This window comes from Sphingobacterium sp. JUb56 (assembly GCF_014191365.1).
In the GTDB taxonomy this organism is placed as follows: domain Bacteria; phylum Bacteroidota; class Bacteroidia; order Sphingobacteriales; family Sphingobacteriaceae; genus Sphingobacterium; species Sphingobacterium anhuiense.
In genome coordinates this window covers 4,283,396-4,300,833 of sequence record NZ_JACHWL010000001.1, presented here as the reverse complement: position 1 = coordinate 4,300,833, position 17,438 = coordinate 4,283,396, and the positions used below count along the sequence as shown (strand labels likewise).

General features: G+C 35.9%; 17 protein-coding genes. 5 read left to right on the top strand and 12 right to left on the bottom strand.

Annotated features, from left to right (window positions below; genetic code table 11):
- Positions 1-10 precede the first annotated feature (10 nt).
- The gene (hemC, locus tag FHR29_RS18285) at positions 11-1,603 is read right to left on the bottom strand and encodes a hydroxymethylbilane synthase (RefSeq protein ID WP_183916197.1); all 1,593 of its coding nucleotides are present in this window, start codon (positions 1,601-1,603) and stop codon (positions 11-13) included.
- 130 nt (positions 1,604-1,733) lie between these two features.
- On the bottom strand, positions 1,734-2,975 hold the full coding sequence (gene hemA / locus FHR29_RS18280) for a glutamyl-tRNA reductase (protein WP_183916194.1): 1,242 nt from the start codon (positions 2,973-2,975) through the stop codon (positions 1,734-1,736).
- Between the two features lie 500 nt (positions 2,976-3,475).
- Between hemA and FHR29_RS18275 the strand changes: the two genes are divergently transcribed.
- Positions 3,476-3,874 (top strand): hypothetical protein, encoded by a 399-nt coding sequence (locus FHR29_RS18275; RefSeq protein ID WP_183916192.1) that lies wholly within the window; start codon positions 3,476-3,478, stop codon positions 3,872-3,874.
- Positions 3,875-3,900: 26 nt separating this feature from the next.
- Here the strand turns inward: FHR29_RS18275 and FHR29_RS18270 are convergent, their stop codons facing one another.
- Genes FHR29_RS18270 through rbfA form a run of 4 tightly spaced genes read right to left on the bottom strand, consistent with a single transcriptional unit; the run spans position 3,901 to position 6,677 of the window.
- Positions 3,901-4,548 carry a hypothetical protein gene (locus FHR29_RS18270; protein WP_183916190.1) on the bottom strand — a complete coding sequence of 216 codons (648 nt, stop codon included), beginning with the start codon at positions 4,546-4,548 and terminating at the stop codon, positions 3,901-3,903.
- A gap of 1 nt (position 4,549) precedes the next feature.
- Positions 4,550-5,641, bottom strand: coding sequence for an aminotransferase class V-fold PLP-dependent enzyme (locus FHR29_RS18265; RefSeq protein WP_183916188.1), 1,092 nt, complete (start codon positions 5,639-5,641; stop codon positions 4,550-4,552).
- Positions 5,625-6,275, bottom strand: a complete 651-nt coding sequence (aat, locus tag FHR29_RS18260) for a leucyl/phenylalanyl-tRNA--protein transferase (RefSeq protein ID WP_168127853.1) — start codon at positions 6,273-6,275, stop codon at positions 5,625-5,627. The genes FHR29_RS18265 and aat overlap by 17 nt, the downstream gene beginning before the upstream one ends.
- 30 nt (positions 6,276-6,305) lie before the next feature.
- A complete protein-coding gene (rbfA, locus tag FHR29_RS18255; RefSeq protein ID WP_132771498.1) occupies positions 6,306-6,677 on the bottom strand; it encodes a 30S ribosome-binding factor RbfA in 372 nt (123 codons plus the stop codon).
- Positions 6,678-7,187: 510 nt separating this feature from the next.
- Between rbfA and argH the strand changes: the two genes are divergently transcribed.
- Positions 7,188-8,519, top strand: a complete 1,332-nt coding sequence (gene argH, locus FHR29_RS18250; RefSeq protein ID WP_168127852.1) for an argininosuccinate lyase — start codon at positions 7,188-7,190, stop codon at positions 8,517-8,519.
- Positions 8,520-8,581: 62 nt separating this feature from the next.
- Here argH and FHR29_RS18245 read toward each other — a convergent pair whose 3' ends face one another.
- Entirely contained in the window at positions 8,582-9,640 is a 1,059-nt protein-coding gene (locus FHR29_RS18245) for an aldose epimerase family protein (RefSeq protein WP_183916186.1), read from the bottom strand.
- A gap of 133 nt (positions 9,641-9,773) precedes the next feature.
- Between FHR29_RS18245 and FHR29_RS18240 the strand changes: the two genes are divergently transcribed.
- Positions 9,774-11,138 carry a deoxyguanosinetriphosphate triphosphohydrolase gene (locus tag FHR29_RS18240; protein ID WP_132771495.1) on the top strand — a complete coding sequence of 455 codons (1,365 nt, stop codon included), beginning with the start codon at positions 9,774-9,776 and terminating at the stop codon, positions 11,136-11,138.
- An 83-nt stretch (positions 11,139-11,221) separates the two neighbouring features.
- Positions 11,222-13,333 carry a type IA DNA topoisomerase gene (locus tag FHR29_RS18235; RefSeq protein ID WP_168127850.1) on the top strand — a complete coding sequence of 704 codons (2,112 nt, stop codon included), beginning with the start codon at positions 11,222-11,224 and terminating at the stop codon, positions 13,331-13,333.
- A gap of 56 nt (positions 13,334-13,389) precedes the next feature.
- On the opposite strand, the gene FHR29_RS18230 is transcribed toward FHR29_RS18235, so the two are convergent.
- The 3 genes from FHR29_RS18230 to FHR29_RS18220 are packed head-to-tail and all read right to left on the bottom strand — an operon-like array spanning position 13,390 to position 14,657.
- Positions 13,390-13,776 carry a hypothetical protein gene (locus FHR29_RS18230; protein WP_021190582.1) on the bottom strand — a complete coding sequence of 129 codons (387 nt, stop codon included), beginning with the start codon at positions 13,774-13,776 and terminating at the stop codon, positions 13,390-13,392.
- A 4-nt stretch (positions 13,777-13,780) separates the two neighbouring features.
- Positions 13,781-14,146: a hypothetical protein gene (locus tag FHR29_RS18225; RefSeq protein WP_021190583.1), complete on the bottom strand. Its 366-nt coding sequence runs from the start codon at positions 14,144-14,146 to the stop codon at positions 13,781-13,783.
- 4 nt (positions 14,147-14,150) lie between these two features.
- A complete protein-coding gene (locus FHR29_RS18220; protein WP_021190584.1) occupies positions 14,151-14,657 on the bottom strand; it encodes a GbsR/MarR family transcriptional regulator in 507 nt (168 codons plus the stop codon).
- Positions 14,658-14,807: 150 nt separating this feature from the next.
- On the opposite strand from FHR29_RS18220, the gene FHR29_RS18215 reads away from it, so the two are divergent.
- Positions 14,808-15,797, top strand: a complete 990-nt coding sequence (locus FHR29_RS18215; protein WP_183916184.1) for a hypothetical protein — start codon at positions 14,808-14,810, stop codon at positions 15,795-15,797.
- Positions 15,798-15,817: 20 nt separating this feature from the next.
- On the opposite strand, the gene FHR29_RS18210 is transcribed toward FHR29_RS18215, so the two are convergent.
- Together FHR29_RS18210 and lat are read right to left on the bottom strand one after the other, a co-directional pair.
- Positions 15,818-16,078 (bottom strand): hypothetical protein, encoded by a 261-nt coding sequence (locus FHR29_RS18210; protein WP_021190586.1) that lies wholly within the window; start codon positions 16,076-16,078, stop codon positions 15,818-15,820.
- 70 nt (positions 16,079-16,148) lie between these two features.
- Positions 16,149-17,435: an L-lysine 6-transaminase gene (gene lat, locus FHR29_RS18205; protein WP_183916181.1), complete on the bottom strand. Its 1,287-nt coding sequence runs from the start codon at positions 17,433-17,435 to the stop codon at positions 16,149-16,151.
- Positions 17,436-17,438: the final 3 nt, after the last annotated feature.

The following is a 17,438-nucleotide window of genomic DNA, read 5'->3' as shown; positions in this document are numbered from 1 at the left end:
TCCAATCGTATTATGATTTATAGTCTAATCCAAAAATGGCCTCAGCTAAGCCAATTTCATCTGGTGAATAAGGCAGCGTATAGGAAAGACCCATTTCGTCAAAAATAGCAGCCGTAGAGCGTCCAATACAGATCACCTGTTGCTCAGGTTCAATTAAGTTATTCACAAAATAGGCCTCAGCATTGCTCGGGCTTGTAAATATTAAGACCTCAGCACTTGTTGCATTGACATTATCCTCAAGTACAGTTTCATATACAGGCATATTGATCACCTTGGTTTCTGGACTAAGCGCTTTCTGAATTGTTTCCAAAGAACCTTTTGCTCGAGGAATTAAAACCGTACCACCATTTGCCAGTGCAGCAAAGTTAGCCCCGATTTCTTCCATGTTAATTCCGGACTGCTCGCCTGAGAAATCAGCAACACGGTCAAATTTGCGCAAAGTCTCCTCAGATCCACGTCCAACTACTGCAATTTTAGTCTTTTTACTTAGTCGTGGCTCCAAGCTAAAGAAATGTTCAATTCCATTTTTACTGCCAAAGAAAATCCAGTCCACATGCTTTAAAATAAACGGATCCAATTTATTTATTATTGGAAATATTTTGATTAAAGAGCGTGCATCAGCTTGAATATTATGCTTCGCAAAGAAGCGGGATAAATAAGAATGTTCATCCAGATCCCGGCTTATAAAGACAGATTTTGGTAATACCCGATCTTTCGCATACTTAGAGAAAATTATTTCAGGTAATAGTGCCGGGTCAGTTCCTTTCACATAAAAACGATCAGGAAAATCATCACTGGTATCTGCGATAGAAGTCCATGCTTCGTACGTATGACCCACTTTACGGCAATAAGCACCAAGAGGAGCATGACAGCCAGCGTCAAATAGATTCAATACTTTACGTTCAACGGCGATGGTCTTCTGTACCTCCTCATTATTAATTGGCTGAAGAGCTTGAAATAATTCTGTGTCAATTTCGCGGATCTGAATAGCCAGTACACCTTGAGCAGGAGCAGGAACTAGTTCAACAGGAGGAATTTCCTCAATATGGAAATCCGAGATGTCCATATCGATTCTCGAAATACCAGCCTTTGCTAACATGATGGCATCATACTGCTCATCACGAAGTTTCTGCATACGGGTCTGTAAATTACCCCGTAAATCTGTAAATTCAAGATCAGGTCTTATAGAAGAAAGTTGTGCTTTACGTCTGTTAGATGATGTACCCACAGTGGCATTGTGTTTTAAAGAAAGACGTTTCTTAATATCTACACAATCTTTATGAATAATTAATAGTTCTGCAGGGTTTTCACGTTCAGATACAGCGGCAATGATTAATCCAGGAGGATTCACAGTAGGTAAATCTTTATGAGAGTGAACAGCTAGATCAATGGTTCCCAAAAGTAATTCTTCTTCCAATTCTTTGGTAAAAAAACCTTTTCCTTCGAGTTTATCTAAACGGAGATGTTGAATGATATCACCTTGAGTTTTGATGATTTTTAATTCAGATTCAATGCCAATTTCAGCCAGCCGATCTTTGATGAAGTTTGCTTGCCATAACGCAAGTGCACTTCCACGAGTACCAATGATAAGTTTTCTATTCACAATCTATATACTTTACCTTATTTTAATAATTAAGATAGGCAAAAATAAATAAATAGTATTGATTTGTTGACACGTTACTGTCAGAATAAATCCAAATGCAGTGTGAAAAAGAGTTTTAGGACGCTCTTAATTAATTAACACCATTTTCGTTTACTTTGACTAAAATCTCTTTAGCCATTACCATAGGAACTTTGATGTATTTTTTTTCCATGTAATTAATAATCTTTTCCAATACATCACGCGCTTCCGGATCTAAGGCCTGAACCTCCGACGCAAAAACTTCATTTAATGCAAAAGATTTGATTTCTTTAATTTTTTGTGGAACCTGACGCATAGCAACTTCAACACGTCGCTGTTTAATGATAGGTAAAAATTCCTGAATATTGTCTGAAATAATCTTTTCAGCATTAGACAGTTCACTATAACGTTCTTCAATATTTTTGTTGGCAATCGCTTGTAGAGAACTTACCTCAATATAGTGGACCGCATTGTTGGCTAAAACTTCAGCATCAATATCATTTGGAATGGCAAGATCAATAATGATTTTCTTATCCATTTCTCCATTTAATAAAGATTGATATAGTGTATTATCAATGATGGCCGTTGTAGCACCTGTACAGGTAATGAGAATATCAAATCCACCTTTATAGTTGATCAATTCCGATAAAGGATAGGCTTCAGCATTAAGTTCAGTAGCTAATTTCTGCGCATTTTCAACTGTACGGTTAAAAATTACAAAATTGCTGGATTGTTTTTTCTGAAAATACTTTGCTAAATTTTGATTGGTTTCCCCAGATCCGATAATCAGAATTCTTGGGTTATCAACAGATTTAATTTCTTTTAATTTGCGGTATGCTAAAGAAACAACAGAAATTGGGTTTCTGGATATTTTAGTGTGGGTGTAGACCTCTTTTGCCGTTTTTACCAGACGGTCCATTAGCATGCGTAGGAAGTCACCGGTAAATCCAGCCTCTCGACATCTTTCGTATGCCCGACGGACCTGTGCTAAGATCTCCTTCTCACCAACAACTAAACTTTCAAGAGAACATGACATACGAAGAAGATGATTTAACGCATCCATACCCTCATATTTGTTCACCTGACCTAAATAACATTGCAATCTTTCCTGAGGGACACAGAAATTGAGTTTCTCCATAAATTGTGCAATGAATTCATTTGTTAAGTCATGAGCACCATAAAACACAAATTCAACACGGTTACAAGTTCCAATATAGAATACTTCAGGAATATCCATGTTATGTTTTAGATTCATTAGTCTACTTTCTAACTCCTCATTACAAATAACTAGATTACCTAAATCTTTAAGTTCTACGTGTTTATGTGTGAATGCTAATACCTTAAGATTCTTCAAAGCAATACCCTCGATTAATTTTAACTCTGCAAATGTAGTTTAAAAGCTTTTGCTATATGTCAAAAATCTGTCAAACAGATGAATTTAGAATGATTACAAATAGTGTTAAATTAATGTTAAATTGGTGATTTTTAAATACTTGAGTGTGAGTGGTGTAACTTATGTGACCAATATCATATTCAATATACAAATATATGAGCACGGTCACATATATTACACGCTATAACCATGATTAGACTACTTCCTACAACCTGTTTAAAGATTCCAATGATTTAGCATAGTTGATCATATGGATTAACCAAATTTGTCTTTAAATAGAGATGAAATAATCTCTTTATAGCAGTAAGAATTATCTTCGGTAATAGGAAATGTATAGGATGTATAAAATTACACCAAGTATATGAAGTAAACGGGTTTATAAGGATTTATTTTTTAATAAAAATAAATATCAAAACTCATCAGGCAGATGATTATTTTTGCGCCATATTAATTTGGATATTATGATTATCATCAGAAAAAGCTTAGCCTTATCAGGTTTGATTCTCTGCCTCTTAGCAGGGATGTTGCCGATGTTAAAGGTGCCGATTAAGGGAAATTGGAACCTCTATCAAACAGATGCTGCATTGTTTTTTATTACCTATATGATTATAGGAATAACAGCCCTACTTTTCTTTGTAAGGCAATTAACAGGATATCGCTTGATGACCCGGGTAGCAGCAGTTTGGTACCTGATCAGTATTTCTGCCGTATTTTTTAAGATCAATAATTATTTCGGATGGGGATTTGCAGATCGGCTATTATCCAAATCAATACATATGCGTTGGGGGTGGATTGTCTATTTAGTCGGTATTACACTTTTATTACTGAGTGTGAAAAAAGTTAAACAGATTGAAGAATAAAAAATAAGCTTGGAAATTTTCCAAGCTTATTTTTTATTCGGACGATGTGAAATAAAATGAGACTTCAGTTTATCTAAGCCTAAATCCTCTTCTTCTTTATCCAGTTCATATATCCATACTTTTTCGCCAAGGATATCGTTGATCTCCTTTGGATTCGTTAAATCGACAGGACGTACACGCTGTTCTTTTACAATTGGATTTTGGATCGCTTGTAAACTGTTGGCATGTCTGATAATCTGAAAACGGAATGTTGGCCATTTACCCACAGTAGCAAAATTTCCAGAGTAGAATTGAACAGAATCATGTTTACTGATTTTTTCAGCAAATATGCCTTTAGCCTTATTGACATTGGTATCCGCAATGCTAACCAATAATTCATAAGAAGTTTGATTCACGAGATGCAATTTCGCTAATCCATCTTTATGATCACCAGAAATTGCCAGTAAGATACCCTTCTCAATAAATTTTGAAGGTATTTCTTCAGCTTCCTCATTAAGCTCGTCATCATCACGGCGCATATTTCCATGCACTAAAGTCAATTTACTTGCCTGTACAGGTATTTCAAATCCAGTATCATCTGTTACACCGATGAGGTCATTGGATTGAAAGGAGGTGATATGTCCCTCGATTGGTTCATCTACAAACCGTACTAAATCGCCTATTTTGAAACCCATGTTATTTTAAAATTTTAGTATCAATAATTCTTAATAATTTTTCTAAATCTGTTTCATCATTATAAAGATGAAATCCGATTCTTATACCATTACCACGTGGAAAGCATTTGATATTGTTTTCCATTAATATATTAAAGTGCCCTTGATCAATCTGCAAATTAAAGATTGTACTTGTTTCAGCTCTGTTAATAGCCACTTCGGTTAATATTTTCCGTTTACCCAATTCCTGTTTGGCAAGCTTTACTAATTGTTGCGTATAAGCAGCGGTGTGTTCCAATCCGAGTTCGGACAAAAACTCCAGACCCTTTTGTAATGTTCCGTGAGATAAAGTATCTAGATGTCCGGGCTCAAAATAAAGCTGATCGATACCTTTTCCTGCCCACATTTTGTCAATTTCGACGTTTTGTGTGTCCAAGTTTGGAAACAAGATCTGTTTTCCATAATCACTAACAAGAAGGAAACCGTTGCCATAACCACCTAAAAGCCATTTATAACCGCTGGCACCAACAACATCAAATCCCGACTGGGAGAAGTCAAAAACTTCAGTTCCCAAAAACTGAGTACCATCACCAATTATAAGCAATTCCGGAAATTTCTCTTTCAATTGTTTAATAAATTCAAGATTGATTTTGATACCAGAAATGTATTGCACGATACTAAATATAAAAACAGTCGGTTCGTGTTTTTTAATAGCATGCATGATATGCTCTTCCAACTTTTCATCAACAGGGGTTGTCACATGTTCAAAACCCCTAGAAATAACAGGAAAATTAACAGAAGGATAGTCTCCTTCAAACAATAAAATTTTTGAATCCTTTGGCAAGCGGTCCAACAAAGCATTGAATCCTGTTGAAAAATTAGCGGTGTTATAAACATTGTGAATAGCAGTTGTGAAGAACTTTCCGATACTCTTTTTTACCGCGAGATTAAATTCACCCTGTTTTTCACGCAGATCTGTTGCTGTTGAAAAAAAATCAGCATCTCTTTTCAGACGCCATTCCTTAGATGAGATGGGAATTAAGCCGGAACCTGGTGTAGTTAAATAAGAAACGTCCTCAGGGATATCAAAGTAAGATTTATAAGGTGTTTGCATTTTGTTCTTTTAATATAGACAGATATTCTTGTTGCGAAATACTTGTACCGCCCATAGAAGCCAAATGTGGCGTATGGAATTGACAATCTACAAATTTCAAGTTGAAATGAGTAGTTAAATATATGAGAGCAGCTTTTGAAGCATTAGATACGGTGGAAAACATACTTTCACCACAAAACACCTGATTGATATAAACACCATATAAACCACCTACTAATTTTTCATTCTCCCACACTTCTATGGAATGCGCATAATTGATCCGATGTAGTTCCTGATAAGCATCGATCATATCAGAAGTAATCCAGGTTCCGTCTTGATCTTTACGTTCAATCTTAGCACAGCTGTGGATGACTTCGGTGAAAGCCTTGTCGACAGTAATCGAAAATTTATCAGTTTTTAAGATTTGAAGCATACTTTTGCTGATTTTTAAATGCTCTGGAAAGATGACAAACCGTTCATGTGGAGCATACCAAAGTATAGGAGAATCTTCGCTAAACCAAGGAAATATACCATTCTCGTAGGCTAAGATCAGTCTATCCGTGCTCAAATCACCACCAACTGCCAGTAAACCATCCTCATCGGCAAGTTCAGGATGTGGAAAGCTAATACTATCAGGATCTAAGTTGAAAACCATTTTTAAAAATAGACAAAAAAACCAGATTGTTTAATCTGGTTGTCTCGTTTCTTTACTAATTTCTTCAAATATTTTATCCATATGCTCTACATATTCATTGGTGTCATCCAAGAAGAAATCCAGTTGTGGAACAATCCGAACTTGATTTTTAATTTTAGAGCCTAATTTGTAGCGAATTTCTGTTGTTTTAGTGCGGATTGCTTTTAAATCCTCAGGAGCTGTTTTGGTATTTAAAAAACTTAAATAAACTCTTGCTATAGCTAAGTCCGGTGTTACACGTACACGCGTAACCGTAATAAATGCCCCAGGAGCCCAACTATTACCTTCGCGTTGCAGTAATTCAGCTAAGTCTTGCTGTAATACACCTGCAAAACGTTGTTGTCTTTTGCTTTCTGTTCCCATCGTTTTAGTTTTTGTTTCGTGAAAATTCACCCTATTATAGGTACAAAGATAAATATAAAAAAGAATAAAGGCATATCTTGGAGGGATATGCCTGTATAATTTTGGTTTATAATTAGTTAGGGTTCAATTTCTTAAAGTTTAGAGACGTTATGGTCTATCATAGTTTGGTTTTTTTACGGTTTTAAAAGTAAGTGTTTGCTAACTTTAAAACGTATATTTTTATATTTCACTCTCCCTTATGATACAAACATATAAAAATTAAATTGTTGTCACAATGGGTGAATTAAAAACAAAGTAATCGCTCACTCACTATCGCTGTTTGCTGAGTTTTAACAAACATTTAACATAAAAATATTTTTAATTAATATAAAATCATACCCACATTACTGTAAAACAATCGATCGAATTCGATCAATTGTCACATCGATCCATAGTATGACCTGAACTTCAATTGTTTTATTTGTTTTCAAATGGTATTTTTGTCAAGTATATAAATAGCGTACTAAAAAAATGAAAATCTGGCAAAAAAATATAGATGTTGATTCATTTGTCGAATCTTTTACTGTAGGTAATGATCGAGTGATGGATTTGCAGTTAGCAGCCGCTGATGTTTTGGGATCTTTGGCCCATACTCGTATGCTGAATAGTATCAACTTGATGACCGATGAAGACCTTGCTATTGTACAGCAGGAACTGAAAAATATTTATCAAGAAATTAGTGCCGGAGAATTTGAAATAGAGGATTCTGTTGAAGACGTACACTCACAAGTAGAGATGTTATTAACACAGCGGATCGGAGAAGCAGGAAAGAAAATTCATTCCGGACGCTCAAGAAATGATCAGGTACTCGTAGATTTGAAACTGTATTTCAGAACCGAAATCCAAAACATGGTCGGTAATACAGAGATTTTCTTTCAGCAATTGATTAAATTAAGTGAACAATATAAAGATATCCTGATTCCAGGTTATACACATTTGCAGATCGCTATGCCATCCTCATTTGGATTGTGGTTCGGAGCATATGCAGAAAGTTTAGTCGATGATTTGGAATTGATGAAAGCAGCATGGAAAGTATGTAATAAAAATCCTTTAGGATCTGCTGCTGGCTACGGATCTTCTTTTCCTTTAAATCGGACAATGACAACAAATCTATTGGGATTTGATGATTTAAATTATAATGTAGTCTATGCACAAATGGGCAGAGGTAAGACAGAACGTATCTTAGCACAGGCGATGAGTTCCATCGCGGCTACTTTAGCAAAATTTGCCATGGATGTCACCCTATACATCAATCAAAATTTTGGTTTCATTTCATTCCCTGCACATTTAACAACAGGCTCTAGTATTATGCCACATAAGAAGAACCCTGATGTTTTTGAATTGATCCGTTCACGTTGCAACAAAATTCAAGCATTACCCAATGAGATCGCATTGATGACAACTAATCTTCCTTCTGGATATCACCGTGATTTACAATTGCTAAAAGAAAACCTTTTCCCTGCATTTAAGTCATTGAATGATTGTTTAGAAATTGCAACGTTTATGCTAGAACATATTTCAGTGAAAAAAGATGTTTTAGATGATCCAAAATACGATTATCTATTCTCAGTTGAAGTTGTCAATAATGAAGTTCTAAAAGGTGTTCCTTTCCGTGAAGCCTATAAAAATATTGGTATTGCGATTGATGCAGGAGAATTCCAGCCATCAAAAGAAGTGAACCATACCCATGAAGGAAGTATCGGTAATTTAGGTAATGATCAGATACAACGTATGTTTAAAGAAGTAATCACCGCATTTGGATTTGACAAAGTGGAAAATGCTTTGAGCCAGTTGGTGAAATAGTAACCAATTAGTCGGTTAGAAAGTTAGTGTAAAAAGTAATCTAACTTTCTAACCAATTCATGCTATTTTTCAAGAGAGAATTTAAAATGAGTTTCCGATATAAATTCTTCTCCCGCTTTTAAAACTGTGGAAGGAAAGTCCGGTTGATTGGGACTATCCGGAAAATGTTGTGTTTCTAAACAGAAACCTGCATAGGGCAGATAAACATTTCCAGATTTACCGGTGTCATTTCCCGTCATCCAGTTGCCTGTATACAATTGTACCCCTGGTTCAGTAGTAAAAACATCTAAGCGTATACCCGATTTCGGAGCGTATGCCGTAGCGCAAGCTGTAGAAATAGGGCTGTTGTTGACAAAACAATGATCATATCCTTTGGCAGCAATCAGCTGTTCGTCATTAGCAGTAATATCCTGCGCAATGGATTTAAATTCTTTAAAGTTGAAAGGCGTTCCTTCTACCGGAACTGTTGCAATCGGAATTTGGTTCTCATCGACAGCAAGGTAAGCATCGGAGTTTATTTTTAACTGATGACTTAGAATATCTCCAGATCCCTCTCCATTTAGATTGAAATAAGTATGATTGGTCAAATTGATCACGGTATCCTCATCGCTGTCTGCTCTGTATTTGATAATGATTTCATTGTCATTTGTTAACGTATATGTAACCGAAACATTCAAATTCCCAGGAAACCCTTCTTCGCCATCTTTGGAAACGAGGTAAAATTCAGCCTGTGATTCATAACTGACACGACGATCCCATATTTTTTTATGAAAACCCTCAGGTCCACCGTGTAAACAATTGATGCCATTATTTATAGGAAGCTGATACTCTTTACCATTTAATTCAAACCTTCCATTTGCGATACGATTTGCAAATCTTCCTGCTGTGACACCGTGATATTGTTCATCAGCGCGATAGTAAAGACCAATATTGCTAAAACCCAAAGCAACATCAGTAAGTTTCCCTTTGTTGTCAGGGACAAGGATACTGACTATTCGAGCACCATAATCACTAAGGGCAACCTGCATCCCGCGCGTATTTTTTAAAATAATAAGGTGCGTGTTCTTCTCGTTAACAGTGCTGGTAAAATTATGGATAGACGGCAAATGATAGTTACTCATGATGATGGTTGTTTTGATTCCTTGTTAAAGATAAAGATTATAAACTTTTTAAAAAACGATTCTTGCTATTTATAAAAAATCAATTTCGAAAAAGCCACCGCACTTAGAAAATCAAAAAATGTATATTTGCAATATGTCTGTAAATACAAGTATGAATTGGAAACAATTACTATCCGCTAAACGCTGGGGGTATGAACATCGTGTCAGTGATAGTCATTTAATAGCACGTTCAGAATTTCAACGTGATTACGATAGATTGATTTTTTCTTCTCCATTTAGAAGATTGCAGAATAAAACGCAGGTATTCCCGTTGCCAGGAGCGGTATTTGTTCACAATAGACTTACCCATAGTCTAGAAGTAGCTAGCGTCGGAAGATCATTGGGACGTTTGTTTTACACAAAGATGAAAGATGCAGATTCAGAGATTGATGAATTATATCCCTATTTACAAGAAGTCGGCAATATGGTATCTGCCGCATGTCTCTCTCATGATCTGGGAAATCCGGCATTTGGACATTCCGGTGAAGCTGCCATTTCGACTTATTTTACAGAGGGTGATGGTCGTAAATATCAAGAACAGGTAACGAAGGAAGAATGGGCAGATCTGACACATTTCGAAGGTAATGCCAATGCATTGCGAATACTGACACATCCTTTCAACGGAAAAGATGATAAAGGATTTGCTTTAACCTATACATCTTTAGCGTCAATTGTTAAATATCCTTGTGCCGCGATTGATGGTCATATCAAGAAAAATCACCACCGTAAAAAATATGGATACTTTGCATCGGAAAGAGAAACCTTTGAAACGATAGCTGCAGAGTTAGGATTGTTGGAAGACCCAACGAATCCTAAGGGGTATTTACGGCATCCATTAGTCTATCTCGTAGAGGCCGCAGATGATATTTGCTATAATATTATCGATTTAGAAGACGCACATCATTTAAAAATTTTATCTTATCCCGAAGTTGAAGATTTACTATTACCACTATGTGGAGGAGAAGATCTAAGAGCCCGTTTGGATTCTCTTTACGATACCGCCAGCCGAGTAGCACTGTTACGAGCAAAAGCAATCAATACGTTGACAAAAGCATGTGTTGATGTATTTTATAATGAGCAGGAACAATTTTTAAAAGGTACTTTTCCATCTGCACTGATGGATGCTCTAGACGCTGATATCGTAGCACATCTCAAAAGAATTAATAAAATATCAGTAGCGAAGATTTATAACGCGCCTACGGTTGTGCAGATTGAGGTAGCGGGCTATAAAGTGATGAACGCGCTCTTGGCCGAGTTTGTTCCAGCTTATCTAAAAAAGAATAAAAATAGTTACGATGAAAAATTAGTAGCATTAATTCCACATCAATTTTATACAGACCAAGAAGATTCTTATTCTAAAATTAGATCCGTTTTGGATTTTGTTTCAGGAATGACAGATGTCTATGCCATCGATCTATATCGCAAGATAACAGGTATGATTATTCCTTCAATAGATTAAGCTTAAGAATATACAATATTAAAAATTTCGGGATTGTGAAAAGACACCTTTTCGCGATCGTGTATTTTATCTAAATAAAAAATATGAAAGTCGTTATTGCCGAAAAACCATCCGTTGCACGAGATTTGGCCCGAGTTATGGGTGCAAAAGAAACCAATGATGGTTACATTTCAGGAAATGGATATGCTTTCACCTATGCTTTTGGGCATTTGGTTCAACTGTGTACACCACAAGCTTACGGATTTCATAATTGGTCAATCGCAAATTTGCCCATTATTCCCACAGAATTTAAACTGGAATCAAAAAAGTTAAAGCGTGATGGCAAGCAAATTGATGATGCTGGTGCACTAAAGCAATTGAATACGATTAAGTATTTGCTAGATAAAGCAGAAGAAGTAATCGTCGCAACCGATGCTGGGCGAGAAGGAGAATTGATCTTTCGAAACATTTACTACTACCTTGGAGCAAAAGTTCCTTTTAAACGCTTGTGGATATCCTCGCAAACGGACAAAGCAATTAAAGAAGGATTTGCAAATCTCAAAGAAGGAACAGAATACGACAGTTTATATATGTCAGCACGTTCCCGTTCTGAATCCGATTGGCTTATTGGAATCAATGCAACACAGGCTATCACCTTGGCCGCAGGTAATAGAGGTTTATTATCACTTGGTCGCGTACAGACTCCTACATTGGCCATGATTTGTTCTCGATATTTAGAAAACAAAGATTTCAAACCCCAGACTTTCTATAAAATTCAGGCCGGTTTTGAAAAAGAGAATATCAAATTCAAAGCTACTTCCGAAAAAATAGATAAAAAGGATGTTGCAGAAGAAGCTATTGCTAAGATTACCATTGGCTCGGAGGCCACAGTAACTAAAGTTGAAGCAAAAGAAACGAAAGAACAACCGCCTTTATTATTTGATTTAACTTCCCTGCAGCAGGATGCCAATAAGAAATACGGATATTCTGCCGATCAGACCTTAAATATAGCACAGACACTTTATGAGAAAAAAGTCATCACCTATCCCCGTACAGGTTCTCGTTATATTGGAGAAGATGTATTCGAACAGATTGAAGCATTATTTCAACATTTAGCAGATACAGCAGAAGAAGGTATAGCGACGATTTCACGTAATCTAATCGGAGCAAAACTCAATAAAAGATCTGTAGACGAGAAGAAGGTAACTGATCACCACGCACTGTTAGTGACAGATGAAAAGCCAGGAGCTTTGCTTCAGGAACAGCGCAATATCTACAATATGATTGCTAAACGTATGGTAGAAAGTTTTTCCGATGTCTGTTTAAAAGATATTACCACGGTTGTGATCAATGCAGGAGGTGTCGAATTAATTGCAAAAGGAACAGTTATCAAGCAGTATGGGTGGCGCCTATCAGCAGATCAAGTTGAACTACCTGATGAAGATAAAAATACCGAAGATCAAGATAATGAAAATGCCCAATTACCTAAATTGACAGCAGAAGAGTTATTGGAAATCTTATCGTTAGAACTATCCGAAAGATTTACCAAGGCAAAGCCGATACACACTGAAGCATCATTGTTAAAAGCAATGGAAACTTCGGGAAAAGAAATCGATGACGATGAAATGCGTCAGGCTATGAAAGACTGTGGGTTGGGAACTCCAGCTACGCGGGCAGCAACTATTGAAACCTTGTTTCAAAGAGATTATATTAAGCGCGATAAAAAGAAACTCATTCCCACAGATAAAGGGTTGACCGTCTATAACCTGGTCAAAGACCGCTCCATAGCCAAAGTAACGCTAACGGGTAAATGGGAACAGAAACTGGAAGAAATGCGGGCCAATAAAGTTTCGTATGAGGTCTTTATGAAGCATATCAAAGACTACACCGAACGCATTACAAAAGAACTGTTGCAATTAAGAATTTCTATTGCCCATGAAGAAATCAAACCGTTGCAGAAAGGAAAGATAAAATGTCCAAAATGTGCAGCAGGGCAAATTCAGTTATTTGATAAAGTCGCACAATGTGACCATTATGCAAGAGGGTGTGATTTCAAAATATGGCGCACCTTGAATGGCATTATGCTGGAAGAAAAAGAGATGAAAAACCTGCTTGAAAAAGGAAAGACATCAACTTTAAAAGGCGTGAAGACAAAAGAGGGAAATACAGTAGATGCTGTTTTGACTTTTGAAAATTTTAAGGTAGGAGTAGCGTAAATCGTTTATCTCAATAAAAAAGGGTATCTCCACAAGAGATGCCCTTTTTTATTTTTTTAAGATTCTTGCAAGTTACTAGGTAATGTGCTTTTACTTTGTTTTGCAATACGTTTTCCTCTAAAGAATAAGAACATGTTCACAAAAAGCATAATTCCCAAATAAATACTAAAACCACCAATTTTATAGCTTAGTCTTTCAATTAATTCTTGCGTAGATGGTTTAAACATGGTGATTTCTAAAATGTAAAGTGCAAATCCTAAGTTCATCAGGTAAAAACCGATGCGAAAAAGATTATTAGTCGCCTTGGCAACTTCAGGTCTACCCTCAAAAATATCATTCATATACACGATACTGTTTTTAAATAGCGTATATGCAACATAATACGTCAATCCTATAGCAATAGGTAAGTAAATAAGATAACCGAGAACTGTTAAATTTTCCATGACTTTATTGTTTGATGGTTAAAGAATTTGTGTTATTTTTTGATAAAATATAGATGACAAGGATATTGATGTAATGCATTCCGGCAAGTAGTAAGATTAAGATGCCCATTTTCATTGCTATACTTGTTAATAATTCATTAAAACTTGTTAACTGGTTCCAGTAACTAAATTGTAAAATGGCATAACCGATGTTGAATAAATAATAACCTATCAATAATATATCATTTGTAGTATCAGCTGTTTTTTCTTTATTTCCGGAAAGAAATATGATGAAGATTCTACCATTTTTATGAAAAAGTTTTCCCACAAAAAGAATAATGTAAATGGTCAATAAACCATATATGCCATAGGCTATTATATTATAATTCATGTCGCTACATCATTAATTTTAATAATTTAATTAATAAATCACCTCTGTTGGTATTAAATAACTTATTTGCAATCGTTTCTAATTGGTCAGTTAGTACTTGTATATCTTTCACTGTCTTGTGGAATTCTTTTCCATCATCTGAAGTTTCTTTTTCAGTGGATGCACTAATTTGTTTCAGAATGTCCATGACAGGATCTAATTCTTTTTGTTTGCGCATGATTGCAATTTTCATTGCCCATTTTAGTACTTCCTTTTCAGCAATAAAGTATTCTTTTCGATCTCCTGCAATATGCTTTTTATAAACAACACCGTAATCAACTAGCTGTCGAATACTCATGTTCGCATTTCCTCGGGAGATGACTAGTTTTTCCATTATTTCATCAGTTGAAAGTGGATTACTAGATGCGAGCAGTAGGGCATGTACTTGAGCAACAGATTTATTAATTCCCCATTCTGTACCTAATGCCCCCCAAGTATCTATAAATTGTTGTTTTGCTTCTTCTAATTTCATTTTTGTCCAGGATTATTTCTTTCTCTATTCAAATGTAATAATAGTTTTTGTACTTTCAGTAATTATTGAAAATAAAATAATATAAATTGAATCCAAAGTTTATTTTGTGATGACTTTACTTTTTATAAAACGTGTACCTTTGTGCCCTATATGTCAACATCACTATACAATCCATTTAAAACATTTAAGTTTGATAACCAAACCTGTTTCTTGACAGGGAAGGAGCTTTCATCTGTGGACGAACAAATTCAGGTTTTTCCAGTATGGATGATGCGTGCCTTTGATTTAGAAGAAAAACCTTTTAAGATGTTAGACGAGTCTCTCGTCACTTATAAAAGTCTAAAACTTCCTTGTTCCGTAGAGGCCGCATTGGTAATTGAAAAAATGGAATCTGAGGTAGAACGTGCATTTGCACTAGGTTTTGATGCTGTAAGCGAATTACCGCAGATCACACTATTTCAGTGGATGTCTAAAATACTGTATGGTGTTGTATTTAATGAAATTCAGACCGGTATTCGCCAACAGACCTTAACAGGCGAAGAGATGAATTTCTCTCAGGTACTCGTTCAGAAGTTCAAAAACTTGCATGCGATGTTGCAGTCCTTACTGCAACCAATGGAATTTGAAGGAACCAATCCATTTTCAATTTTTATCAGTAAAGTAGATAATCCTGCGGAAACGTTTAATTATCGCGATGAAATCAATACCCTGATTTTTTCTTTGAGAATGAATGACTTTGGAATTGTTGCCTGTTTACAAGATAATGCAACGAATAATATCTACCATGAAGATGTTTTAAAAATGGTAGAAGGAAAAACACTGCACCCAGTTCAATTTGAAGAAATAGCAGCACGTTATTTTTATTCTGTATACCTCTTCAACCGTCTTCCAGAATATACCTATCTCAATACCCCAAAAATGATATATGTCGAACCGATGCCTTTGGCAGATATGTCCATGAAGCCCATTTTTGATCACTGGCAGGTAAAGGTTTACGGTCAGGTATTGGAAAATTTCTGGAAATCTTGGGGTTTCATTTTATTTGAGATTATTAAGGATCCGGATAGCCCGATGAGTTTCATAACGGATGATAGCGGAAATTTCGTTCCACGTGAAGCAATTGAGCTACCACTTGGATAAATAAAAAAAGCCCTTAAATATTATTTACGGGCTTTTTTCTTTTTTTGTACAGGAGAGCTTCTTTTCTTAGTATCTGCTAGATCGATCTCTTTTTTCTTCTTGTTTACAATCAAGATAAGCCCAAAGGGACCTAGTATAGGAACGCACATGCCCAATATTGATAGTATAACAAAGCCCCCGGTTACATCTTTGAGCCTAAATAATCTGAATAATGCGATGGCCATTAATACAAAATGGATAATAGTCACCAATTGAACCAACGCTAATTTACTTGCATCCATATTTTATCTTGATAATAAAGGCAAATGTAACGAGATTCATTTGAAATAGGGAATCTTTACAAATAAGATGCTATAAGATCCCTTCCATGATCGTAAATGCTTCATTGATTTCGTTCATCTGAATATTCAGATGCGGTCTAAAACGAATCGTCCTTTCTCCACAGCCCAGTAAAATCAGTCTCTGTGCAAAAGCGTTCTTAATAAACTTGTCTCTTTCCTGCTCATTGGGAAAATCAAAAGCGATAAACAATCCTTTTCCTCTTATATTGCTTATTTGTCCATGCTTACTTGCTAAAGCTTCCAGTTTTTGAATAAAATGTTCACCCTTCTTAGGGATCTGTTCAATTAATTTTTCCTGCTCTATCACTTCTAAAATAAGTTTAAAGCGCATCATATCTGTAAAATCACCTCCAAAAGTCGAATTGATACGGGATGATTCTTTAAAAACGTGTTTTTCTACGCGGTCAAACTTTTCTTTGTTGGCAAGCAAACCACAGACCTGAGTCTTCTTTCCAAATGCGATTAAATCGGGAACAACTCCAATCGTTTGATAGGCCCACATCGATCCTGTTAAGCCAATTCCAGTTTGTACCTCATCAAAAATCAATAAAATATCATGCTCATCACAGATATCGCGCAGAGCCTGTAGAAATTCTTTTCTGAAGTGATTGTCTCCCCCTTCTGCCTGAATTGGTTCTATAATAATACAGGCGATATCATTCGGATGATTGTCAAGTGCATTTCTGATTTCTCGAATGGCTGTTTTTTCTTTTTCAATAACTGCGTTTAAAACAATTTCCGTGATCGGGAATGTTAGTTTTGGATTGCTGATACGCGGCCAGTTAAATTTAGGGAAATACATGTGTTTTCTAGGATCCTTCGTATTGGTCAACGAAAGTGTATAACCAGATCTCCCATGAAATGCCTCTTTGAAATGAATGACCTGAGAAGCTTCCTTTTCAATTCCTGAAGCAAAATTTAAACGTGTCTTCCAGTCAAAAGCAGCTTTTAAAGTGTTTTCCACGGCTAAAGTTCCTCCTGCAATAAAAAAACAATACTGCAGTTCCTTTGGTAGCGCTACGCGTTCGAATACTTGCATAAAATCAGCAAATTCTTTGGGGTAAATATCCGATAAAGCAGGTTTGTTAATCGCCATTTTACCTAAAAAATCTTGATGCTTTAGGAGATAGGGATGGTTATAACCAATAGCAACAGATGCAAACATGCTGAATAAATCCAGATAAGCATCTCCATTTTGATCGACTAGATAAGAGCCATGTGATTTTTCTATATCCATCACAATTGGAAAACCATCTGCGAGCAAATGTTTAGATAATATTTCGTGAACTGTACTCATGTC